The 22,522-nt window shown below is 64.8% G+C and carries 20 protein-coding genes and 3 pseudogenes; 11 read left to right on the plus strand and 12 right to left on the minus strand.

Annotation, left to right across the window (positions count from 1 at the left end; translation table 11 throughout):
* Positions 1 to 20: 20 nt before the first annotated feature.
* The 8 genes from MSTE_RS24735 (at position 21) to MSTE_RS24770 (ending at position 11,223) form a co-directional block, all read left to right on the plus strand.
* Positions 21 to 830 (plus strand): NUDIX hydrolase, encoded by an 810-nt coding sequence (locus MSTE_RS24735; RefSeq protein WP_096505210.1) that lies wholly within the window; start codon positions 21 to 23, stop codon positions 828 to 830.
* Positions 827 to 3,142: a DUF6049 family protein gene (locus MSTE_RS24740; RefSeq protein ID WP_096505212.1), complete on the plus strand. Its 2,316-nt coding sequence runs from the start codon at positions 827 to 829 to the stop codon at positions 3,140 to 3,142. Before MSTE_RS24735 ends, MSTE_RS24740 begins: the two co-directional genes overlap by 4 nt.
* Positions 3,130 to 6,591, plus strand: a complete 3,462-nt coding sequence (locus MSTE_RS24745) for a murein biosynthesis integral membrane protein MurJ (protein WP_162291519.1) — start codon at positions 3,130 to 3,132, stop codon at positions 6,589 to 6,591. The genes MSTE_RS24740 and MSTE_RS24745 overlap by 13 nt, the downstream gene beginning before the upstream one ends.
* Before the next feature lie 250 nt (positions 6,592 to 6,841).
* Positions 6,842 to 7,426 carry an RNA polymerase sigma factor SigM gene (gene sigM, locus MSTE_RS24750; RefSeq protein ID WP_078298210.1) on the plus strand — a complete coding sequence of 195 codons (585 nt, stop codon included), beginning with the start codon at positions 6,842 to 6,844 and terminating at the stop codon, positions 7,424 to 7,426.
* An 85-nt stretch (positions 7,427 to 7,511) separates the two neighbouring features.
* Positions 7,512 to 8,411 (plus strand): hypothetical protein, encoded by a 900-nt coding sequence (locus MSTE_RS24755; protein ID WP_096505214.1) that lies wholly within the window; start codon positions 7,512 to 7,514, stop codon positions 8,409 to 8,411.
* Between the two features lie 151 nt (positions 8,412 to 8,562).
* The gene (gene trxB / locus MSTE_RS24760) at positions 8,563 to 9,540 is read left to right on the plus strand and encodes a thioredoxin-disulfide reductase (RefSeq protein ID WP_096505216.1); all 978 of its coding nucleotides are present in this window, start codon (positions 8,563 to 8,565) and stop codon (positions 9,538 to 9,540) included.
* Positions 9,541 to 9,570: 30 nt separating this feature from the next.
* The gene (gene trxA, locus MSTE_RS24765; protein WP_046255384.1) at positions 9,571 to 9,900 is read left to right on the plus strand and encodes a thioredoxin; all 330 of its coding nucleotides are present in this window, start codon (positions 9,571 to 9,573) and stop codon (positions 9,898 to 9,900) included.
* A 135-nt stretch (positions 9,901 to 10,035) separates the two neighbouring features.
* Entirely contained in the window at positions 10,036 to 11,223 is a 1,188-nt protein-coding gene (locus tag MSTE_RS24770; protein ID WP_096505218.1) for an N-acetylmuramoyl-L-alanine amidase, read from the plus strand.
* On the opposite strand, the pseudogene MSTE_RS25775 reads toward MSTE_RS24770, so the two are convergent.
* From MSTE_RS25775 to MSTE_RS24785, 3 genes and pseudogenes are all read right to left on the minus strand, one after another.
* A pseudogene (locus tag MSTE_RS25775) lies at positions 11,220 to 11,442 on the minus strand (ferredoxin). The gene MSTE_RS24770 and the pseudogene MSTE_RS25775 sit on opposite strands and share 4 nt — an antisense overlap.
* Before the next feature lie 2 nt (positions 11,443 to 11,444).
* Positions 11,445 to 12,908 (minus strand): cytochrome P450, encoded by a 1,464-nt coding sequence (locus MSTE_RS24780; protein WP_269458251.1) that lies wholly within the window; start codon positions 12,906 to 12,908, stop codon positions 11,445 to 11,447.
* 176 nt (positions 12,909 to 13,084) lie between these two features.
* Positions 13,085 to 13,933, minus strand: a complete 849-nt coding sequence (locus MSTE_RS24785; RefSeq protein ID WP_096505222.1) for a hypothetical protein — start codon at positions 13,931 to 13,933, stop codon at positions 13,085 to 13,087.
* A 140-nt stretch (positions 13,934 to 14,073) separates the two neighbouring features.
* On the opposite strand from MSTE_RS24785, the gene MSTE_RS24790 reads away from it, so the two are divergent.
* Together MSTE_RS24790 and MSTE_RS24795 are read left to right on the plus strand one after the other, a co-directional pair.
* Entirely contained in the window at positions 14,074 to 14,715 is a 642-nt protein-coding gene (locus MSTE_RS24790) for a TetR/AcrR family transcriptional regulator (RefSeq protein WP_096505224.1), read from the plus strand.
* A 38-nt stretch (positions 14,716 to 14,753) separates the two neighbouring features.
* A pseudogene (locus MSTE_RS24795) lies at positions 14,754 to 15,665 on the plus strand (MBL fold metallo-hydrolase).
* A gap of 9 nt (positions 15,666 to 15,674) precedes the next feature.
* Here MSTE_RS24795 and MSTE_RS24800 read toward each other — a convergent pair.
* The 9 genes from MSTE_RS24800 to rpmH form a co-directional block, all read right to left on the minus strand.
* On the minus strand, positions 15,675 to 16,391 hold the full coding sequence (locus MSTE_RS24800) for an acetyltransferase (protein WP_096505226.1): 717 nt from the start codon (positions 16,389 to 16,391) through the stop codon (positions 15,675 to 15,677).
* Positions 16,392 to 16,646: 255 nt separating this feature from the next.
* Positions 16,647 to 17,630, minus strand: a complete 984-nt coding sequence (locus tag MSTE_RS24805; protein ID WP_096505228.1) for a ParB/RepB/Spo0J family partition protein — start codon at positions 17,628 to 17,630, stop codon at positions 16,647 to 16,649.
* Between the two features lie 64 nt (positions 17,631 to 17,694).
* Positions 17,695 to 18,639 carry a ParA family protein gene (locus tag MSTE_RS24810; RefSeq protein ID WP_096506373.1) on the minus strand — a complete coding sequence of 315 codons (945 nt, stop codon included), beginning with the start codon at positions 18,637 to 18,639 and terminating at the stop codon, positions 17,695 to 17,697.
* Between the two features lie 22 nt (positions 18,640 to 18,661).
* Positions 18,662 to 19,375 carry a 16S rRNA (guanine(527)-N(7))-methyltransferase RsmG gene (gene rsmG, locus MSTE_RS24815; protein ID WP_162291520.1) on the minus strand — a complete coding sequence of 238 codons (714 nt, stop codon included), beginning with the start codon at positions 19,373 to 19,375 and terminating at the stop codon, positions 18,662 to 18,664.
* Positions 19,376 to 19,423: 48 nt separating this feature from the next.
* Positions 19,424 to 19,969 (minus strand): Jag family protein, encoded by a 546-nt coding sequence (locus tag MSTE_RS24820; protein WP_096505230.1) that lies wholly within the window; start codon positions 19,967 to 19,969, stop codon positions 19,424 to 19,426.
* Positions 19,970 to 20,011: 42 nt separating this feature from the next.
* Positions 20,012 to 21,097: a membrane protein insertase YidC gene (gene yidC, locus MSTE_RS24825; protein ID WP_096505232.1), complete on the minus strand. Its 1,086-nt coding sequence runs from the start codon at positions 21,095 to 21,097 to the stop codon at positions 20,012 to 20,014.
* A complete protein-coding gene (yidD, locus tag MSTE_RS24830; protein ID WP_096505233.1) occupies positions 21,090 to 21,374 on the minus strand; it encodes a membrane protein insertion efficiency factor YidD in 285 nt (94 codons plus the stop codon). The genes yidC and yidD overlap by 8 nt, the downstream gene beginning before the upstream one ends.
* On the minus strand, positions 21,371 to 21,754 hold the full coding sequence (rnpA, locus tag MSTE_RS24835) for a ribonuclease P protein component (RefSeq protein ID WP_096505235.1): 384 nt from the start codon (positions 21,752 to 21,754) through the stop codon (positions 21,371 to 21,373). Before rnpA ends, yidD begins: the two co-directional genes overlap by 4 nt.
* A 24-nt stretch (positions 21,755 to 21,778) precedes the next feature.
* On the minus strand, positions 21,779 to 21,922 hold the full coding sequence (gene rpmH, locus MSTE_RS24840) for a 50S ribosomal protein L34 (RefSeq protein ID WP_030097696.1): 144 nt from the start codon (positions 21,920 to 21,922) through the stop codon (positions 21,779 to 21,781).
* 73 nt (positions 21,923 to 21,995) lie between these two features.
* On the opposite strand from rpmH, the pseudogene MSTE_RS24845 reads away from it, so the two are divergent.
* Positions 21,996 to 22,400 (plus strand): annotated as a pseudogene (locus MSTE_RS24845) (hypothetical protein).
* Positions 22,401 to 22,522 lie beyond the last annotated feature (122 nt).

Here is a 22,522-nt window from a genome sequence, read left to right on the forward strand (position 1 = left end):
CGGGAACTACTATCACATGGGTGTCTGACTCCTCCGGCGGTTCCCGCACGGGTGGGTCGTCGGATGAACCCGGCTCGGACCCCGCCTCAGCGCGGGGCAGGGGGTCGCGACGCGGTCGGCGCAACCGATCGCAGGGCCGGGCACAAGGCGCTAGCACTCCGGCGGCCTCCCCGGCCGCAGGCGCTCCTCACGGAACCAACGGAACCGGTGCTGCGGGTGCAAAAGGCCGCGGACGCGGGCGCGCGAAGGGCGGCGCCGCCGGAACCTCGTTGCGCACCGTCCGTGAGACCTCCGCAGGTGGCCTGGTCATCGCCGGCATCGACGGCCCCAAGGACGGCCAGGTGGCCGCCCTCATCGGACGGACCGACCGGCGTGGCCGAATGTTGTGGTCACTGCCCAAGGGTCACATCGAGCAGGGCGAGACCGCCGAGCAGACCGCCATCCGCGAGGTCGCCGAGGAGACCGGTATCCGCGGAAGCGTGCTGGCCGCACTCGGCAGCATCGACTACTGGTTCGTCACCGAAGGCCGCCGCGTACACAAGACCGTCCACCACTATCTGATGCGCTCGCTGGGCGGAGAGCTCTCCGATGACGATGTCGAAGTCACCGAGGTCGCCTGGGTCCCCCTCGGGGAGCTGCCCACCCGGCTGGCGTACGCCGATGAGCGTCGGCTGGCCCAAGTGGCCGGCGACCTCATCGACAAGCTGCACAACGACGGGCCCGAATCACTGCCCCCGTTGCCTCCGTCCACCCCGAGACGCCGCCCACAGACGCACTCCAGCACCCATAGGACACCGGGCCGACGAACCGGGCGTGGACCACAGCAATGACTCGAATCACGCTTCGCAACGCGACGCGTGTGGCGGCGGCACTCGCCGTCCTCGCACTTGTCCTGCTGGGCGCTCCCTGGGCCACACCGCGCGCCCATGCCTATCGGGACGGGCAGTTCCTCAAGGTCGTCCTTGACGAGGTGACCCCACAAACCGTCACCACCGTCGATTCGACCGTGACGGTGCGGGGAACGGTGGTCAACGTCGGCGATCGCCCGGTGACCGACGTGGTCGTGCGGCTAGAGCGCGCCGAGGCGGTCGCGACCAGTGCCGAGTTACGCGCCAATCTTCACGGCCGCCACGACCAGTACCAGCCCATCGGTGATTTCGTCACTCTCGCAGGCACTCTCGAGCAGGGTCAGCAGCGTCCCTTCACGCTCGCCTTCCCGCTGCGCGGCGGCACCGGACCAACCTGGAACATCTCCACGCCCGGGGTGTATCCAGCCCTGGTGAACGTCAACGGCACCCCCGACTACGGGGCAGCTGCCCGGCTCGATGACGCGCGCTTCCTGCTCCCGGTTCTCGGAGTTCCGCCCCCCGCCGGTGCTCCCTCCGAACCCGAGGTCGCACCCGACACCTCTCGCCCCGTGGGTTTGACGCTGTTGTGGCCGTTGGCCGACCGCCCGCGGCTGGCGCCCGGTCAGCCCGGTGGGCCGGCGCCGGTGCGGCTACTCGACGATCAGCTCGAACGTTCCCTGTCACCCGGAGGCCGGTTGGATGCGCTGCTGGGTGCCCTGGAGTTCGCGACCGAGGCGGTCGTCGACCCCAAGGCAGATCTGGCCCGCACGGTCTGCCTGGCTGTCGACCCCGATCTGCTGGTGACGGTCAACGAGATGACCCTCGGGTACCAGGTTCTCGACAACTCCGCCGATCCCGCCGGTCCGGTGCACCCCGGCACCGGACAGGGGCTCGCGGCGGCCTGGCTCGAGAGGCTGCGCGCGTTGGCCAAGCGCACGTGCGTCACGCCGCTGCCGTATGCACAGGCCGGGCTGGATGCTGTGGCTCAGATGGCCGATGAGGGTCTGGCCCATCAGGCCACCACCGGCACCGCAGATGTGCTCGACCAGATTCTAGGAATCAACAGCCTGCGCGGTGCCACCCTTCTCGGCGACGGTCATCTGTCGAAGGCGGGCATAGATCTGCTCACCGGACAGGGTCCTACCGTGGCAGTGTCGGCCCTGCCCGCAGATCAGGAGACACCACCGGACTTCAACCCGCGCCGGGTGTCCGACACCGTCGTGGCGGCACCTTTCGACCCGTCGGTGGGCGCCGCGCTCAGCGCCGCCGGACGCGCCCCCACCACGCCCGAGTACGTACCCCGGTCGCTTCGCTTTACCCTGCAACATGATTCGCGCGTAGCGCGGATGCAGGACGCCCTCGGCGCGATGGCCTGGCAGGCGCTGACTCCCCAGCAGACTCCCCGCCAGACGATTCTGCTGCCGGACGCCACCTGGGATCTGTCCGACGGCGAGGCCCGCGCCATCCTGTCCACCACATCCACGCTTCTGCACGCCGGACTCGCGATACCGCGACCGCTGCCCACCGTGATCGGCGAGGCGCGCGCCGGCGCCCAGGCCAACCCGGTGGACACCGCGTTCGGGGTGGATTCGCCGGGCGCCGGGGACGACGGGGTATCGCTCGGGCTGGGCGACGAGGTCCGGCGGCTGTGGGGACTCACCGCAGCGCTGACCGTGGACGCCCGCACCGGCCTCACCGGTGTCCAGTACACCGATCCGTTGCGCCAGGACGCCCTACGCGCCGTGAGCCAGAGCGTTCCGCCCGACGCTCGCGACGACACCGCCCAGGAACGGCTGTCGGCCATCCGCCGCACTGTCGGTGACCTGTTCAACGCCGTCACCGTCGTCAATCCGGGTGGTTCCTACACACTGGCCACCGAACACAGCCCGCTGCCGCTGGTGCTGCGCAATGAGCTTCCCGTGCCGATCCGGGTCGCTCTCCGCGTCGAAACGCCCGCCGGTATGAGTGCCACAGATGTTGGCGTGCAAGAGATTCCGCCGGGGTTCCTGCCGGTGAAGGTGCCGGTGGAGGTCAACGTCTCCCAGCGCATGGCTGTCGACGTAACGCTGCATACCCCCGATGGCCTGCCATTGGGTGATCCGGTACGTCTGTCGGTGCACTCCAACGCCTACGGAAAGCCGCTGTTCTTCATCACCATCAGCGCAGCCACGGTGCTCTTCGCGTTGACGGGCCGGCGCCTATGGCATCGGTTCCGCGGCCAGCCCGACCGCGCCGATCTCGACCGCGAGGATGAGGTTTCCGCCGACGGGAAGGGCACCCCGTGGCAGCCGTGAGAAAGCCGCTGGACCCGCTACCCGATCCGGAATCCGACGACACGATCGAAGAGCTCTCGGACGCGGCGGTCGTAGCGCATTCCGGATCGATGGCGGTGGCCACCCTGGTCAGCCGGATCACCGGATTCATCAAGCTGCTGTTGATCACCGCCGCGCTCGGTGCCGCGTCCGCAAGTGCATTCTCGACCGCCAACCAGCTGCCCAACATCATTGCCGCGCTGGTGCTCGAGGCCACCTTCACCGCCATATTCATCCCCGTGCTCACCCGCGCCGAGCGGGAAGACGCCGACGGCGGTGAGGCATTCATCCGCAAGCTGCTGACCATCTCCACATCGGTGTTGTTGGTCACGACGGTGTTGTCGGTGCTGGCCGCACCATTGCTGGCCGCGCTCCTACTCGGCACCGCACCGAAGGTCAGCACACCGCTGACCACCGCACTGGCGTATCTACTGCTCCCGCAGATCCTGTTCTACGGGCTGTCCTCGGTGTTCATGGCGATCCTGAACACCCGCAACGTATTCGGCCCACCCGCGTGGGCTCCGGTGTGGAACAACGTTGTCGCGATCGCCGCACTGATTCTGTATTGGCTGATGCCCGGGGAACTCACCCTGGATCCAACCCGGATGAGCGATCCCAAACTCCTGGTGCTGGGTATCGGCACCACGCTCGGCGTGGTGACTCAGGCGATGGTGCTGATTCCCGCCATCCGCCGCCAGCGGATCCCCATGCGACCCCTGTGGGGGGTTGACGACCGGCTCAAACAGTTCGCCGGTATGGCCGCGGCCATGTTCGCGTACGTGGCGATCAGCCAGCTCGGGTTCGTCATCACCAACCGGATCGCCGCCGGCGCAGCCGATTCCGGTCCCATCATCTACAACCAGACCTGGATGATCCTGCAGCTGCCCTACGGGGTCGTCGGCGTGACCATCCTGACCGCGATCATGCCTCGGCTCAGCCGCAACGCCGCCGCCGACGACACCTCCGCGGTGGTGGGCGACATATCTCTGGCCACCCGGCTGACGATGGTCGTCCTGATCCCGGTGGTTGCGGTGATGACCGTCGCCGGTCCGGCGATGGGTCCGGCGCTCTCCGCATACGGGCACTTCACCCTCGGTGACGCTCACTACCTCGGGCTCTCGATCTCGCTTTCCTCCTTCACCCTCATCGCGTATGCCCTTGTGCTGCTTCAGCTTCGGGTGTTCTATGCGCGCCACGAGGCATGGACGCCCACCCTGATCATCATCGTGATCACCGCGGTGAAGATTGTCTGTTCGGTGATCGCCCCGTACCTCACCGACGATCCCAGCCTGGTCGCCGGTTATCTCGGTGCCGCCAACGGTCTCGGGTTCGTGGCGGGCGCCGTGTGCGGATATCTGCTGTTGCGCCGAAGCATCGGGCGCGCGGCCGGACCGCTCATCGGTCCGGGCGTGGTCCGTACGGTGCTGCTCAGCCTTGCCGCCTCGGGTATCGCGGCGGTAGTCGGCCTCGGCATCGACCGTGGGTTCGACCTGGATCTGCTCACCCGGGCAGGCGGCGGCCTCGGCTCAGTTCTGCGGCTGGTCATCCTCGGCACCGTGATGCTCACCATCACCTTCGCGGTCATGGTGGCGGTCAAGCTTCCCGAGGCACTGAGCATCGTCTCGCTGCTGCAGCGTCGCCTGGGCAGCCGGCTCGGCATCGGCATCGGCATCGGCATCGGCATCGGCATCCAAGATCACGCTTCGGTCATCGGCAACTCCCCACCGCCATCCCTGCCGTACCCTGATTCGGGTGATCGAGTCGGCAGCGGCGACGCTGTCGGCCTGACAACCGCAAACAAATCAGTGCACGGGGGCGGCGCTGATACGAGAAAGGGCAGGGCCGTGACAGACACCCCGGGGTCATCGACCCGGTCTGTTTCCACCGAGTCCCCCTCCGGGGGCGCGGTCCCCACCTCCGTAATGCCGGGTGCCAGCATCGCGGACGGCCGTTACCGTCTGCTCACCTCGCACGGAGGCCCGGACGGGCTGCAGTTCTGGCAGGCCACCGATACCGAGCTGAATCGGCCGGTAGCGCTCACCATCATCGACGGCGCCACCTTCACCTCCGATCAGGTGCAGGACATTCTGTCGAATACCTTGCGGCTCAGTAAGATTGGATCATCGGGCCTGGCGCGTGTGCTGGACGCCGTACGCGAAGGGACCGGCGGCATCATCGTCGCGCAGTGGGTCCGCGGAGGTTCGCTGCGCGAGGTTGCCGACACCGAACCCTCCGCCGTGGGCGCCAGCCGGGCGGTCCGTTCTCTGGCCGAGGCTGCCGACGCCGCCTTCGAGGCCGGGACGGCGCTGAGTATCGACCATCCCGATCGCGTACGTATCAGCATCGACGGGGACGCCGTGCTCGCATTCCCCGCCACACTCTCCTCGGCCAGTGCGGACGAGGACGTCCATGGCCTCGGCGCCACCCTGTACGCACTCACCACGCGCCGCTGGCCGCTGGCCGAAACCGGTCAGCCAAGCGGGCTGCCCGGCGCCAACCGCGCGCCCGACGGTCGCCCCGTTGAGCCACGCGTCATCATTCCCACCATCCCCGCAGAGATCTCGGACGTAGCCTCCCACGCACTCGGCGACGATCCCGGTTCTGCCGCCGACCTGCTCGACGGCCTGGAATCGGCGATCGCGAGCGTCGATCACACCACCATGCTGGAGCCTGCCGCCGCAGCACCTACGCAGTCGTTCAGCATCGGCCGCCCCCCGGGTTTCCAGGATTCCCGGGACCTCGCCGACGATGACGACTACGACGAAGTCGACGACGACGAGGACCCCGAGGAAGCGGCACGACACCGGAAGATCTTCCTGATCGGGCTCGGCGTGGTCGGTGTCCTGGTCATCTCGCTGTGCATCGCGCTGGGCGTCTGGGTCACGCGGATCTTCGGCGATGTCGGCCCCTTGGACAAGATCAACATCGGCATCGGATTGCCCACCCAGTCCGCCAACGGTGAGACCGCCAAGCCTGGTAGCCCGGCCAAGATCGTGCAGGCGACCGTGTTCCCTCCGGGCCCCGACGCCGATCAACCCGGCAAGGCGAATCTGGCGGTGGATGGCAACGCGTCCACGTCATGGTCCACCGACACCTACACCGATGCCGATCCCTTCCCGGTGCTCTTCAAGCCAGGGGTCGGCCTACTGCTCGATCTGCAGTCCGCCAGCGCGCTGAGCAGCGTCACGATCGAATCTCACAGTGTCGGAACGCAAGTACAGATTCGTTCTGCCGACTCGGCCACACCCGGCTCCTTCAACGACACCAAGGAGATCTCCGCTACCACGACGTTGCAGTCCGGCAAAACAACGATCCCGATCACCAGCAGCTCGCAGGTCTCTCATGTGCTGGTGTGGATCAACAAGCTCGGTTCCACCAACGGTGATCACCATGCGGAGATCGGCGAAATCACTGTCTCAACTGCTTCCTAGCTGCGGGATCGCCTGCCAGGCGAGCAGTTATCGAAGGGTATTCAGTATGGTTCCGCAATTTCTACCCCTATATTTTTCGCGGTAGTTGAAACCCGATGGCAACCTCAAATTTGGCCACTGAACTGCGGTTCAAGTTGTTCAGTTACGTATATCGCCGTTACAGGTTGTTGAAAGTTGTATAACAGTTTGCTGTGGGGCGGCCTTGTGGTCGACGCCACCCCCCGTTTTTGATTACTGTGCGCGTGTGGGCATGGTTCAGGGGGTTCTCACGACTCCTCAGCACTCGGACGCCGAGTTGTTGGCTGCCCATGTCGCCGGCGACCCTTCGGCCTTCGAGCAGCTGTTCCGCCGGCACCACCGTCGGCTCTACCGACTCGCCCGGGCCACCAGTCGCACCCCCGAGGATGCGGCCGATGCGCTCCAGGAGGCGATGCTGTCGGCGCACCGCGGAGCCGCGAACTTCCGCAATGACGCCGCCGTCACCAGCTGGCTTTACCGCATTGTCGTGAACGCCTGTCTGGACCGTCTGCGCCGCACCAAGGCACACATCCCGATCGAACTCGAAGAGGACGTCTACACCCTCGACGACCCCTCGACCAACATCGATACCTCGATCGTCATTCAGAAGGCCCTGCTCCGGCTGCCCGCCGAGCAGCGCGCCGCAGTCATCGCGGTCGATATGCAGGGATACTCGGTGGCCGATGCCGCTGAGCTGCTCGGCGTGCCCGAGGGCACGGTGAAGAGCCGCTGTGCGCGAGCACGCGCACGCCTGGCAGTGGCCCTGCATTACCTCGACAAAGCCGGCTCCGTCGAACCGGAAACCATCGACTACTAGCCGTGTGCCACCGTGTCACGATCCGCCTACCAATTGGGCAACTGGCGTGGTCAGCGGTAGCTGGATATGGGAACAATGAACTCACATGGTCAGCAGCCCTCCGGACAGTCCCGAAGGCGAAGGTAACCTCGAGATGGTGAACCTCGCCGAGGTACCGCTGTCACTCGAGGTCCTGGCCGACCTGCAAGCCGGCGTCTATGACGCCCGGGACGCCGAGGTACTTCGGCAACGGGCAGAGCAGGATCCGGACGCACGCACGGCGCTGGCCGCCCTGGATCGCGTACGCGCCGACCTGGTGGCATGGATGGAGAGCCCCGCGCCCGATGTGCCCGAGTCCGTCGTCGACGACATCGTTGCCGCGTTGCAGGCCGAGTCGGCCAGGTCGACGTTGCCCACGGTAGCTGCGCATTCCGCTCGGCCCGCCGACCCCCGTCTCAACCTGGTGACCGGTCCGGTTCCACTGGACCATCGCCGTCGCCCCGCGGCAAAGCGTCGCTGGATCGCATACTCCAGCGCTGGGTTGGCCGCGGCCGCCTGCGTTGCCGTCGCCATCACCGTGGTCGCGCAGAACAACCACCGCGCCTCCGACACCACCCCCGCGGTGGCAGGTCCCTCGCTGTCGCAACAGATCGCACCCAGGACAGCCGCCCCCGTGGCGCCGGAGCTACCAGCGCAGAGCGCCCTGGGTGACACCGCGTTCCCGATCTCCGGGAACGCGATCACCGCGCTCGTCGGCCGTACCCCCGCGTTCGGCGATCTTGAGGATGCCGGGCGGCGCGCGTCCTGCCTCACCGGCCTCGGCTTCTCCGCCTCGACGCCCGTGCTCGGCGCGCAGACTCTCGATGTCGACGGTCCCGCGGTGCTGATGGTGCTACCCGCCGAACGGCCGGGCGAGCTGTTGGCCGTGGCCGTGCGGCCCGGATGCAACCAGTCCGATCCGCAGCGGGTGGCCCAGACCCGGATCGGCGCGACACCCGGCCGTTAGGACGCCGCCAGCCCGGGGTATCTCCCACCGCCCGCCCCCTGTACCTCCCACCGCCCGCCCCGTGCGGAACATCCCGCTCTAGGCTGTTGTTTCAGCAATCGCACGGCCTTTATGTGGAACAGGCACTCAGATCGGATCAGAAGGGAACCGCATGTCGGAGGTTGTATCGACCGAGTCCGAATCGGACATCCATGAGCTCATCATCATCGGCTCAGGACCCGCTGGATACACCGCGGCGGTCTACGCAGCCCGCGCCCAGCTGAAACCGGTCGTTTTCGAGGGCACCCAGTTCGGCGGTGCACTCATGACCACCACGGAGGTCGAGAACTACCCGGGGTTCCGTGAGGGCATCATGGGTCCCGACCTGATGGACCAGATGCGTGAGCAGGCCATCCGCTTCGGTGCCGATCTTCGCACCGAGGATGTCGACGAGGTGTCCCTCCGTGGCCCTGTGAAGACCGTCACCGTGGGCGGCGAGGTCTTTCGTTCCCGCGCGGTGATCCTGGCCATGGGCGCCGCTCCGCGGTATCTGGGCGTACCGGGCGAGGACACCTTGCTGGGCCGGGGCGTGAGCTCCTGTGCCACCTGCGACGGTTTCTTCTTCAAGGACCAGGACATCGCCGTCATCGGCGGCGGCGATTCCGCGATGGAAGAGGCGACTTTCCTCACACGGTTTGCCCGCAGTGTGACGCTCATCCATCGCCGCGACGAGTTCCGCGCGTCCAAGATCATGCTGGAGCGTGCGTACGCAGACCCCAAGATCAACGTCCTGACCAACACCAAGATCCTCGGGGTCGAGGGCACCGACTCGGTGATCGGGCTCAAGCTCGAGAACACGGTGACCGGGGAAGCCTCGCAGCTGCCCGTCACCGGCATGTTCGTCGCCGTCGGGCACGATCCGCGTAGCGAACTCGTTAAGGATGTCGTCGACGTCGATCCAGACGGATACGTGCTGGTGCGCGACAGAAGCACCTACACCTCACTGGAAGGCGTGTTCGCCGCGGGCGACCTCGTTGACCGGACGTATCGACAAGCCGTCACCGCCGCCGGAAGTGGTTGTGCGGCAGCCATCGACGCCGAGCGCTGGCTCGCCGAGACGGCGCATTCCCAGACCCTCGTCGAGGCCTAGCCTCACCGCCACCCATCACAAGGAGAATCCATGAGCGACCACGCAACCGTTACCGTCACCGACGACTCCTTCCAGGAGGACGTCGTCTCCAGCAATAAGCCCGTGTTGGTGGATTTCTGGGCGACCTGGTGTGGGCCCTGCAAGATGGTGGCCCCGGTGCTGGAGGAGATCGCCAAGGACCACGGCGAGACGCTGACCATCGCCAAGCTTGATGTGGATGCCAACCCCGAGACCGCGCGCGCCTTCCAGGTGACGTCGATCCCCACGCTGATCCTCTTCCAGAACGGTGAGGCCACCAAGCGGATCGTCGGCGCCAAGAGCAAGTCGGCGTTGCTGCGTGAGCTGGACGGGGTCGTCTGACCGGCTCGACACCGGTCGGCTGAGAAGGCCGGGAGTTTCTCTCATCGCCTAGGCATCTGAGACAATAGTGCCGTCCCGACGACGGGCAGCCCGTGTCCGGTTGGTGACAGTGCGGTTTCTTGCGAAAGGCGGAGTATGACGACAGGCGCGTCGAACATTCGCCGCGGCGATCGAGGCCCCGCCGTCAGCGAGGTACGCGAGGTGCTCACCGCACTCGGGTTCCTGGAGGATCCCGATGAGGTGCTGGCGACCGGTCGGCACGTCATGCCCGATCACTTTGACGCGACCTTGGATGACGCCGTGCGCGCGTTCCAACAGCGCCGCGGCTTGCTGGTCGATGGCCTCGTCGGACCCGCGACCTATCGCACTCTCAAGGAAGCCTCCTACCGGCTCGGGGCACGCACCCTTTTTCACCAGTTCTCCGCGCCCATGTACGGCGACGACGTGGCGACTCTGCAGAAGCGCCTGCAGGATCTCGGGTTCTACACCGGCCTGGTAGACGGAAACTTCGGGCTGCAGACCTACAACTCGCTCATGTCGTACCAGCGGGAGTACGGGCTGACGGCGGACGGCATCTGTGGGCCCGAGACTCTGCGCTCGTTCCAGCTGCTGGGTCGGCACGTCACCGGTGGATCTGCGCACGCGATTCGCGAGACCGAACACGTCCGCAACGCCGGCCCACAGCTGTCGGGCAAGCGCATCGTGATCGATCCCGGTCTCGGCGGCGCCGACCGTGGAGTCATCGTTCCAGGCCGCGAGGGCCCGACCAGCGAAGCAGACATCCTGTGGGACTTGGCCAGTCGCCTCGAAGGGCGGATGACCGCCATCGGTATGGACACCTACATCTCGCGCGCCATCCAGAACAACCCCACCGATATCGACCGCGCCACCTATGCCAACAATGTGGGTGCCGATCTGATGATCAGCCTGCGTTTCGACTCGCAGCCCACGGTGGCCGCCAGCGGCGTCGCGTCCTACCACTTCGGCAATCTGCACGGCTCGGTGTCCACCATCGGACACATGCTGGCCGACTTTATTCAGCGAGAAGTGGCCGCGCGCACGGGATTACGTGACTGCAGGGCGCACGGCCGCACGTGGGACCTGCTGCGCCTCACCCGGATGCCCACCGTGCAGGTGGACATCGGATACATCACCTCGCCGAACGACGTCTCCATTCTGAGCGCCGCGCACTACCGCGACGTGGTCGCCGAGTCGATTCTGGCCGCGGTCAAGCGGGTGTACCTGCTCGGCAAGAACGACAGGCCGACCGGCACCTTCACTTTCGACGAGCTGCTGGCGCACGAGCTGTCCGCCGGAAGCTAGTCCCGGCCCACCACCTCGATCGCACTCGCCGGACAGAGGTGCGCCGCCTCATCGGCCTTCGCCAGCTCGTCCTCGTTCAACATCCCTGCGCCCCTCGGTACGGCGGTGCCATCCGCATCCGCACTAGAACAACTCCGGGTGCTGTGCAACACAGTATCCGGACCCCATGCACAGATCCTGATCGACGGTCACGGTGAACCCGGCGTGGGCCCCGACCATGGTCACGCCCTCGTCAGCGTAACGGGCAGCCCACCATCGAGCGTCACCGAGAAGTTGAAGTGGTGCTTGGGTTTCCAACCCGGCGGAAGCATCAACCGATATCTCTGGAAAATGATCGCAAGCAAGAACTGCGCGTTCATGTAGGCCATACCGGTGCCGAGGCAGTGGTGTCTGCCCGAGCCAAATGGCATGAACGCCAGCCTCGGACGCTCCCTGGCCAGTGCCTGGTCCATGAATCGGTCCGGGTCGTACGTGTCGGGGTCCACCCACCAGCGTGGATCGCGGTGCATCGAGTACAACGACGGGCCGACGATGGTGTACCGCGGGATGAAGTACCCACCTATCACGTCGTCTTCCATCGCGAATCGAGGATTAAGCGGGTGGCCCTGCAGCCTTTGCCCCTCATCGAAACACGCTTTCGCCCAAGGAAGTTTCGGTAGATCATCCGGCGTCGGCACTGCGCCGTGCAATGCATCGACCTCTGCGTACAGTCGGTCGAGGTGGTCCGGGTGTGCCAGCAGTAGCGCGAGCGTCCATGACAACGACGCCACCACCGTCTCGTATCCACCCGCCATCAAGATCATCAGTTCCATACTGAGATCCCGCTCCGACAAAGGACTTCCGTCATCATAGGTGGCCTCCAACAACAGGCTCAACAGGTCCGGAGTCTCGATGGGGTTCCTCCGACGCTCCTTGATCAGCCGTCTCGTCAATCGCCACAGTCTCCACATGGACCTGGGCGCGCTGTCGCGCCCAGGCACCGGCAGCAGGTTCGGTAACGGACTCATCAGTGTCACCGACGCCATCAGAGACATGAAAGTTCGCAAGTCGACATCGGTTTCGTGGATCTCCTGCTCGGTGATCGACGAGGAGAACATCGCGCGGAGGAACGCGGGCAAGGTCACCTGTGCGATGGCATGCTGCAAATCCACCTCCTGACCGGTGTCAACCCACCGTGCCCATCCATCGACTCGGATCACGAATTCGTCGGCGATCACCTCTGCCACCCGTGCTAGGTGCCGGCGTCCGAACATCGGCATGAGCATCCGCCGTCGTTGACGGAACTTGTCCCCTTCCAGCATCGGAATTGCGGCACCGATCATGCCCATCGCCGCCTGCCCCGGTCCGATCATGCTGTATCGACCGACAGGGTCATCCATAACCTGGCCGGCGTAATCCGGGTGGTTGACCACAACAATGCTGCCGCCCAACGGAAATGGAACGCTATAGATGTCCCCGAACTCATTGGCGCAGCGCCGGAAGAACTCGAAGGGTTCGCGTCGCATCTCCGGGACGCTACCGAGGAAGGGCCTGCCAACAGGGCCCGGTGGAGTGAGCGCCGGACTCCCCACACCCCGGACGGCGCTGGCCGCCAGGGGTATGCCTGCGCGAGTGATCCGCCATGGATCATGCCGGTGGGGAGCGGACTTTCCATGTCGCCTACCGATCGCGTTGACTTCGCGCACCGTTGGATTGATCGGCAGAGGCCCCCAATCTCCCGCCAGCTCACGCGGCAACAACAAATCAGTTGCGGGACCTCGAGTTTGGGTGGCTACGGAGGCATCGAACGGACAAAGATCGGCTGTGTTCTCGACAGTGGGCCGCTGTGGCATGCTCATCGGGCTCCCTTCCAGAAGTGTGATTACGCTGCCGGCACCGGCTGTTTGGAGGACGCGCCACGGACCGGCCCCAACACCGTGGCTCCGACCGCATCGCGGTAGCGCTGGCATGTGGGTGAGTACGCCACGATGGCGACAGCCAGGAGGTTGAGGGCCGTGCACAGAATGGCTATCGCCCACGACGGTTCGGGCCCGAGCCCCAGGTGGATCGCGAAATAGTTGGGCAGCGTGCAGATGATGGTGTACGCGAGATACGCCCCCGGCGCAACGAATGGGATTATCGCCCAACGGTATCCGCGCATATGCGGCCGGATCGCCGCCAGTACCCAGGCGATCATCACCAGAAATCCGCCGTTCTGCACCAGGCTGGGCAACGGCACACCGTAGACCAGTGCGTTGTTGCTGTAGTACCGCATCAGGCCGAAGTGACTGTTGACCATCTCACCGATGCATTCACCGATTCCGAAGACCAACGCGAACACGATGAGCGTCCAAGCGGCCCAACCTTTTTTGATCATCTCGTAGACGAGTAGCGCGGTCGGCGCCGTACCTACCCAGACTAGGGGGACGAAGATCGGAAGGGGCCGGTCGGCGATCGTGACGTAAGGGAGGGCATTGGTCATATAGGTGGTGGCACCGATGACGTCGAGCCACGGCTCGACGAAGTACGGCAAGATCGTGACCCCGCTGAGCATGATCAACCAGTACATCAATGCGTCTTCGTGCCTGCGCAGAGTCATCCATCCCACCCAGATCAGGGAAAACGCCAGGCATGCAACAAGTATCGCGACCACGGTCCATGCCCACCACGGCTCACCGTGAATGACAGGCGGTAGACCCCACTGCGCGCCCGCGCTCCATCGTGTCGTCACAAGTGTCCTTTCGCCGTCGGCAAGCGGTTCATTCGGACACTAATGTCTGATTTGAGAATATGTCAATCATTTTGAGACAATTGATTCCGCAAGACGACACGCCTCGCCCCTTGCCTGCGGTGTCGACTATTCTCAGCCGCATGGAGGACCCCGCGGAACCGCAGATCCGCATGGCAGACCGGCAGCGCGCTCGACGCAGCGAGCTCGTCAAGGAAGAGGTAGTGGAGGCTGCCCTCGCGGAATTCTCCGAGCGCGGGTACCACCAGACGTCGATCGCGCACATTGCGGAACGGCTCGGCACCGGCCACTCGATGTTCTATCGATACTTCACCAACAAACGCGACATCCTCGAACACGTGGTTCAGCACGCCACCCAGCGCACCGTCGAAACTCTCAGTCACACGCTGCCCGGCCGCATTACGTCGCTGGACGAATTCCACGATTTTGCAGTCAATCTCGGGCTTGCCTACATCGGCATGGTGGTGGCAGATCCCCGGCTGTCACGCTTGATGCTGCAACAGGGTGCCGCCGTGGATGCGGAGATGACCGCGCAGTTCTGCCAGGTGTTCGATGCCGGGGCTTCGGTTCTCGCCGGCCTGCTGCGCGATGGAATCGAATCTGGTTACGTCCGACCGGGTATCGACGTCGAGGCCGTCGCTGATTCGGTGGCGGGGATCCCGCTGGGAATACTTGCCCGCTACGGGCACGACCCCGATCAGGACATTCTCGCATCACGCGTACGCGCAACCGCCGACCTCGTCTGCCGAGGGATCGCCCCCTAGCGGGAATACGCCGCTCCCGGTGAGCGTTTCCGGCGGCTGTGAACACATTCACCGTCGGTGATGCGACCGTCACACAGCTCACTGAACTCGCCGTGTGGCCCATCCCACCGCACGATTGGTATCCCGCCATCAGCGAGCAACAGCTCGCGTTCGCCCGAGCCGCCTATGCACCCTCGGCCGTCTCGGCAGACGGTGCCGATCTGATCTTCTCCATCCACAACTACCTCATCGAGCTGGGCGACACAGTCGTGGTGGTCGACACCTGCTCGGGCAATCACAAGAACCGGCCCCTGTTCCCAGATCTCCACATGCTCGATACCGACTACCTGACTCACCTCAAGCACGCGGGATTCGATCCCGAAGACATCGACGTCGTCATCAATACCCATCTCCATCTGGACCATTGCGGATGGAACACCCGGCTCATCGACGACACCTGGCAGCCCACCTTTTCGAACGCCACGTACCTGTTTCACGCAACTGAGCTGAAATACATTCGACACAATGGGAATCAGCTTCAGAAGGTGAATGGGCCGAGGGTGGCGGCTGGGTGTATCAGGACAGCGTCCTTCCGGTCCTCGAACACGCTCCGCACCGTTTCGTCGCGCCGGGTCATCAGATCCACGCGCACGGCTCCACGCGCATCACCACTCTGGACACCGCCGGGCACACACCCGGGCACCTCGCCATCGAAATCAGCGCTCCGGGCACCGGCGTGATCATCTCCGGCGATGCGCTGCATCACCCCATGCAGGCCCAGTTTCCGGATCTGCCCTTTTTCGCGGATGCCGATCCGACCATGGGTACCACCGCCCGTCGCGCACTGCTCGCGCGCTGCGCCGACGAGGGCCTGCAACTGGTGACCGCCCACTTCCCCGCACATCTCCCGATAGGGCGTCCGCCGGAGCGGCACCGCATTTGAATGGGTAGATCCCCTCGCCGGGCAATGAACCCAGCCGCTAGAACGCGGCACCCACCACCGGACCGGCCCCGGCAGGTTGCGGAATCTGCACGGACTCCAGCAGTCGCTCCAACGCGGCCTCCACCTCTGCCTTCCACCCGAGCCCACTGTCAAGCTCCAACCGCAGTCGCGGGAAATGCTGGTGCGGTGCGACCACCGTGAAACCCACGTCCTTCAGGAAGTCGACATCGATCATGCATTGCTCGATGGTGCACTCCCCCAGTACATCTGCCGCTTCGGAATGCCGCGCCAAGGATCCTTCACCGAAGTTCAGAGCCTCACTGGTCCGGCCGAACGCCTCCAGCGCACGCACACCGCGGCGCACCAACTCGGCGACCACATTGGCGACGATGCTGTGCGGCAATCCGTCTGACTCATGCCCCGGCTCCACACCCAAGGACGTCAGCAGCACTGCATCCGCGCTGACTGGGGCCGTCGGGAACAGCCGCGCACGAGGCACCACCCCGGGTGGGGCATACAACGCGTATCCCACGGTGGCGGGGCGGGACTGCGGGCCGGTGATTGCGACCTGACCGCATGACCCCCACTCGAGCATGACCATCGACAACCATGCTTCCTTCTCGAACTCTGGGTCCGACAGGTGCTGGCTGTCTCCGACGGTAGCGGGGTCCACTTCCCAGAAGACACACCGCCGGGCGTGCTTGGGCAGCTGCTCGAAACCATCGAGCCGCAAAGGAACGATCCGAGCCGACACTGGTCTTGTACGCCTCCACGTCAGGTCCACATGGTCCGCGGAACGCCTCGGGCGTCCGGCAACCCTTCAAGGATATGCGAAATTTCTGGTTTGGCACCCGGCGACCTTGCCGAGATGCCTGGAATCCATGCCCGGAGCCGTTGCCGAGCCGATGACTTCCCCTTGGAGCTGAAACCTCTTAATTCCCAAGCATTTTCGCGTAGAAGCCATGTCCGCTGGGTTTTCGCGTCACAGTGACGTTTCTCCCTTGTGGGGCTAGGACGTGGCTTCGCCGGACATCATGTCGACAATTCGCTGCAAATCTTCTACCGAGCCGAACTCGACGACGATTTTTCCCTTGCGCTTGCCCAGGCTCACCGTCACGCGGGTGTCGAAGGTACCCGACAGTCGCTCGGCGACATCCTGCAGACCCGGCATCTGAATCGGCTTGCGGCGCGGCGCCGGTTTGGGGGCGTCGCTACGGTTCGCCAGCGTCACCGCTTCCTCCGCAGCACGCACCGACATGCCCTCCGCCACGATCCGTGCGGCGAGCTCCTCCTGCGCCTCGGCTCCACCCTCGAGAGCGAGCAGCGCCCGCGCATGGCCGGCCGACAGCACACCCGCCGCGACCCTGCGCTGTACCGCGATGGGTAGGCGCAGCAGTCGGATCATGTTGGAGATCACCGGGCGTGATCGACCTATCCGGGACGCCAACTCCTCGTGCGTCACGTCGAACTCTTCGAGAAGCTGTTGGTACGCGGCCGCCTCTTCCAAGGGGTTCAGCTGTGCCCGATGGATGTTCTCCAGCAGCGCGTCTCGAAGCAGATTGTCGTCGGCCGTCTCCCGGACGATCGCCGGGATGGTGTCCAGGCCGGCCTCCTGGGTAGCGCGCCACCGCCGCTCCCCCATGACCAGTTGGTAGTCACCGCCCTCGACCGCACGCACCACGATCGGCTGCATCACGCCGAACTCACGGATCGAGTGGACCAACTCCGCGAGCGCCTCCTCGTCGAACACCTGGCGCGGCTGCTTGGGGTTGGGCTTGATGGCCGTCACCGCGATCTCGCGGTACACCGCGCCGGCATCGGTGGCCGGTGCAACCGGAGCGGCTGGGCCGCCACCGATGACGACATCGGCAGCCGCGTCACCCAGCCGCGGGCCCGCGGGGGCGGACGAGCCATCCACCGGTGCGGTCGGGATCAGGGATGCCAGGCCCCGGCCGAGTCCGCCCTTACGCCGTGATGAAGGCGACTGACTCATCGGATACTTCTCCCTTTTCGCTTCCGCTTTACGCACATGATCATCTTCCCGTAGCGCGCGGCGCTCACTGCGTCTCACTCGCCGACGGGCTCGGCCGCTGCGCGAGTTCGCGTGCGGCATCCAGATAACTCAGGGCTCCCCGTGAACCCGGGTCGTATTCGAGGACGCTGGTCCCGTACCCCGGAGCCTCTGACACCTTGACGCTACGCGGGATGACGGAACCCAACACCTTCGGTCCGAAGTGGCTGCGCACCTCATCGGCCACCTGGTCGGCGAGCTTGGTCCTGCCGTCGTACATGGTGAGCAGAATCGTCGACACGTGCAGCGCGGGATTCAGGTGCGCCTGGACGAGTTCGATATTGCGCAGCAGCTGACCGACGCCCTCCAGCGCGTAGTACTCACACTGGATCGGGATCAGTACCTCGTTCGCCGCCACGAGTGCGTTGACTGTCAACAGGCCAAGTGAGGGCGGGCAGTCGATGAACACGAAGTCGAAAGCGTCGGCGGGTAGCCCAGCGATCGCGCCTCGCAGCCGGCCTTCACGAGCCACCATCGACACCAATTCGATCTCGGCGCCGGCAAGGTCGATCGTCGCCGGAACGCAGAACAGGTGCTCGCTCTGCGGGCTGGATTGGATTGCATCCTTGATCGGAATCTCACCGAGTAGCACCTCATACGACGACGGGGTGCCCGCCCGATGATCGGCACCCAATGCGGTGCTTGCGTTGCCCTGTGGATCGAGATCGATCACCAGAACGTTCAGGCCTTGCATCGCCATCGCAGCGGCGAGGTTTACTGCCGTGGTGGTCTTGCCGACACCACCCTTCTGGTTGGCAATCGTCAGCATCCGGCGCTGAGCCGGCTTCGGTAGGCGGACCGATCCTTGCTTGATCTGGGTAGCGCGCTGAGCGGCTGCACCGATCGGAGTCTCCGACTCCTCGAAGTTCGCGGGCGATCGGTGGCCGTCACCCGTTGCGCCGGTTTCACGTGAAACATCGTCGCTAGTCACTGTCGTCTCCTTGATCGGATGCTCATCGGGTCCGCTTCCGCGTGCCGCCGCGGGAGCTTCCCCGTCCACGGCCTCCGTCGCATTCTTTCCGCCGCGCGACCACCACCGTGGTGGGCGGATCGAGGTACCGCGTGCCACACTGCACCACCCTCACATCGTCAGCGCCGAGCAGGCTCAGCGCACTACCGTACTGCTGCACTTCTTCATCGGCGCGATCACCTTTGATCGCCAACATGCGTCCACCGACCCGCGCCAGCGGAAGGGACCAGCGGCCGATCTTGTCCAGTGCCGCGACCGCCCGAGACGTGACCGCATCCGCCCCGCCAACCTCCGCGACAACACTCGGCTCCTCTGCCCGGCCCCTCATCACCGACACGTTGGCGAGTCCCAGCCGCTCGATCATTTCACGGAGGAAGTCTGTGCGGCGCAGCATCGGCTCGACGAGAACGATATCGACGTCGGGGCGTGCGATACCCAACGGTATGCCCGGCAGACCCGCGCCACTGCCGACATCGATCACTCGCTCACCCGCGACGAGTAACTCCCCCAGCGCGGCGCTATTAAGGATGTGGCGCTCCCACAGTCGATCGGCCTCGCGGGGTCCGATCAGACCCCGCTCTACGCCAATCGTCGCGAGGGCGTCAACGTAGTCAACCGCGATGGGGAGCCGCTCGCCGAAGACCTCGGCGGCGGCCTCCGGCACCGGGAGGGTCTCGCCGTGTTTCACGTGAAACATTCCTCCCGGAGCGCGGCCACTGAATTACATGGATGGAATTTATTGCGATCAGTCGTGCAGCACGACGACGCGGCGCGACGGCTCCACGCCCTCGCTCTCGCTGTGCACACCGTCGATCGCTGCAACCGCGTCGTGCACGATCTTGCGCTCGAAGGGAGTCATCGGCGCGAGCTCCTCGCGCTCACCGGACTCCAGCACCTGCTTGGCGATCTTGGTGCCCAGCGCCGCCAGCTCGTCGCGGCGACGACCCCGCCAGTTTGCGATATCCAGCATCAGGCGGCTGCGCTCACCGGACTTCTGCTGTACCGCCAGCCGGGTCAGTTCCTGCAACGCGTCAAGCACCTCGCCCTTGCGGCCAACAAGCTTGGACAAGTCGCCGCCGCCGTCGATGCTGACAATCGCGCGGTCTCCTTCGACATCGAGGTCGATGTCGCCATCGAAGTCGAGTACGTCGAGGAGCTCCTCGAGATAGTCGCCGGCAATCTCGCCCTCGGCAACCAGACGTTCCTCGAGGTCTACCGTGCGCGTCTCACCCTCAGGTGCGGCCTCGACCTCGGCTGTGGTCTCTTCGGCTTGAGTGTCCAGATCGGTCATCGTTCTTCTCCCTCTGTCACGCCCGTGCAGAATCGCGGGCGGTTAGCGCTTGCGGCGACGATCGGGCCGAGCACCCGGCTTCGGGGTGCGGCTCGTCGTACCTGATCCATTGGTGGAGTCCGGGGAAGCCTGTCCCCCGGTGTCCTCGTCCGTACCAGCTGACTCCACTATCTCGGTGCTGTCGGACTCGTCTGCTTGTTTCGCCGGCTGGTTCTTTCCGCCGCGCGTCGGCTTGGCACCCGGCTTCGGGGCATTGGCTGCCCGCCGCTCCAGATCCGCCTGCTTCTTCTCTTCTTCTTCCTTGGCGATGTGGTTGAAGACGTAGTGCTGCTGACCGAAAGTCCAAATGTTGTTGGACACCCAGTACAGGATGATTGCGATCGGCAGGAACGGACCACCCACGACCACACCGAGCGGGAACACGTACAGCGCCAGTCGGTTCATGATCTGGGTCTGCGGGTTGGCTTGGGCCTCGGGGCTCTGTCGCGCAATGGAGGCGCGGCTGTTGAAGTAGGTCGCGACGCCAGCGATGACCATCAACGGTATCGAGACACCCGCGACAGCCCATCTATTGAATTCGGTGAATGCGTCAAGACCCGTCGTCTGAATCATCGTGGCGCCCAGCGGTGCGCCGAACAGGTTCGCGTCCAGGAAGTTGGCCACGTCGCCCGCGCTGAAAATGTAGTTGCCCGTGGCGCGGTTCGCCTCCACCGACATGTGCACCTGGCCGAAGCCACCGGTGGTTCTGTTGAACGAACGCAAGACATGGAACAGACCCAGGAACACCGGGATCTGCGCCAGCATCGGCAAGCAGCCCAGGATCGGATTGAAACCATGCTCGCGCTGTAGCTTCTGCATCTCCAGCGCCATGCGCTGGCGGTCGTTCTTGTACTTCTTCTGCAGGGCCTTGATCTGTGGCTGCAGTTCCTGCATCTGCCGGGTGGTCCGGATCTGCCGCACGAAAGGCTTGTACAGGATCGCGCGGAGGGTGAAAACGAGGAACATCACCGACAGCCCCCATGCGAAGAAGTTCTTGGGACCCAGCAGGTACGCGAACAGCTTGTACCAAACCCACATGATCGCCGAGACGGGGTAGTAGATGAACCCGAGACTGAACCAATCAAACATCCGCTGTACTCCTCCGCACGCTCACGTGCTCTACGTCTTCGTGCTTCGTATGGCGTTCAGGAATCGGATCCCATCCACCGTGGTGCCAGGGCCCACACTTCAGTAGACGGATCGTGGCCAACCAGCCGCCGCGGACCAGTCCGTGCACACTCAATGCCTCCACCGCATACTGGCTACAGGTCGGCATAAACCGGCAACTGGGCAGTCGCATCGGCGAGACCCAGGTTTGATACAGGCGAATCAGGAAGATCACCGCGCGTGCGGGGCGGCTTTTCATGGCTGCCGCTCTGGTGTGGGTTCCAACCGGCGCACCGATCGATTGACCCCATCTCGCAATTGCTGACGCAGACTCGCCGAGAGTGCGGTGCTGCTACTGGGCAGCGCTCTGATCACCATGCGGTCCACGGGTTCAAGTGTGGGGAGCACCTCTGCGGCAACATGCCGGAGCCGACGAGACACTCGGTGGCGCACTACCGCGCCGCCAACCGATTTACCGACGATCAAACCGACCTTGGGGCCCTCAACGTCAGCTGCAGTGGAGCCCACGCAGCCGCGTTGCAGATGAATCACCAAGTCCGCGTGGGCAGTTCGCACTCCACGCTTGACGGTCTGCCGGAATTCGGATGATTTGGTCATCCGGTGTCGAGTCGGTAACACCGACTACCTACCTGCGCCCGAAACTCAGGCGGTCAGTTCCTTGCGGCCCTTGCGGCGCCGGACCGCAATGATTGCGCGCCCGGCGCGGGTACGCATGCGCAACCGGAAACCGTGGGTACGCGCGCGACGCCGATTGTTTGGCTGGAAGGTCCGCTTGCCCTTTGCCACCGTTACTACTCCTTTATGTCCGTCACGTGCTCAACTGACATCACTCACGCCGTCCGTTCACGACGCATGCAATGTGCTGAGACGCATCAGTCCGTTGGTACTGCTCACTCGCCACCGGCGCGGTGCCTACGGAATCTTGGGTTTCACCCCTGATGACGTGCGGGTCGCGGCCGTGCCGCCAACGTTCGGGCGACTGTTTGAGGGTACTGACCTGCTCGTCGCCGGTCAAACTGATCTCAACCGTCACACGCGTATCCCCTCTGCACAGCAGTCTGTCACCTTTACGAAAGTTGTCGTCGATGTCACGGGATAGGTTGGCGGGGCGGAACAAAAACTGTTAGCTTCTGCGAATGCCGTTTCCACCGGGCGAATGCATCGGAACCACCCACGCGGGCCGATGCCGATCGCGGTCGGACACCGACTAGCCGGTCCCCCGGAACAGGTGATCCGACGTGATCTCCTGGTATGCGCACACTGACCACTACAGGGGTGGTCTGCTTTGTTGTCCACAGGTGTGGATAACCGTGTGGAAACCCACGACCGATCATTGAAAAGGGGCTACTGTCGACGTGTCCCCTACTGCCAGAGAGATGCTCGCCG

The organism is [Mycobacterium] stephanolepidis (genome assembly GCF_002356335.1).
In the GTDB taxonomy this organism is placed as follows: Bacteria; Actinomycetota; Actinomycetes; order Mycobacteriales; family Mycobacteriaceae; genus Mycobacterium; species Mycobacterium stephanolepidis.

Excerpts from the sequence above, each read along its gene's own strand:
- MSTE_RS24740 (WP_096505212.1), top strand. The coding sequence starts at position 827 with ATGACTCGAATCACGCTTCGCAACGCGACGCGTGTGGCGGCGGCACTC.
- sigM (WP_078298210.1), top strand. The coding sequence starts at position 6,842 with ATGGTTCAGGGGGTTCTCACGACTCCTCAGCACTCGGACGCCGAGTTG.
- MSTE_RS24755 (WP_096505214.1), top strand. The coding sequence starts at position 7,512 with ATGGTCAGCAGCCCTCCGGACAGTCCCGAAGGCGAAGGTAACCTCGAG.
- trxB (WP_096505216.1), top strand. The coding sequence starts at position 8,563 with ATGTCGGAGGTTGTATCGACCGAGTCCGAATCGGACATCCATGAGCTC.
- trxA (WP_046255384.1), top strand. The coding sequence starts at position 9,571 with ATGAGCGACCACGCAACCGTTACCGTCACCGACGACTCCTTCCAGGAG.
- MSTE_RS24770 (WP_096505218.1), top strand. The coding sequence starts at position 10,036 with ATGACGACAGGCGCGTCGAACATTCGCCGCGGCGATCGAGGCCCCGCC.
- MSTE_RS24790 (WP_096505224.1), top strand. The coding sequence starts at position 14,074 with ATGGAGGACCCCGCGGAACCGCAGATCCGCATGGCAGACCGGCAGCGC.
- MSTE_RS24805 (WP_096505228.1), bottom strand. The coding sequence starts at position 17,630 with ATGAGTCAGTCGCCTTCATCACGGCGTAAGGGCGGACTCGGCCGGGGC.
- rsmG (WP_162291520.1), bottom strand. The coding sequence starts at position 19,375 with ATGTTTCACGTGAAACACGGCGAGACCCTCCCGGTGCCGGAGGCCGCC.
- MSTE_RS24820 (WP_096505230.1), bottom strand. The coding sequence starts at position 19,969 with ATGACCGATCTGGACACTCAAGCCGAAGAGACCACAGCCGAGGTCGAG.
- yidC (WP_096505232.1), bottom strand. The coding sequence starts at position 21,097 with ATGTTTGATTGGTTCAGTCTCGGGTTCATCTACTACCCCGTCTCGGCG.
- yidD (WP_096505233.1), bottom strand. The coding sequence starts at position 21,374 with ATGAAAAGCCGCCCCGCACGCGCGGTGATCTTCCTGATTCGCCTGTAT.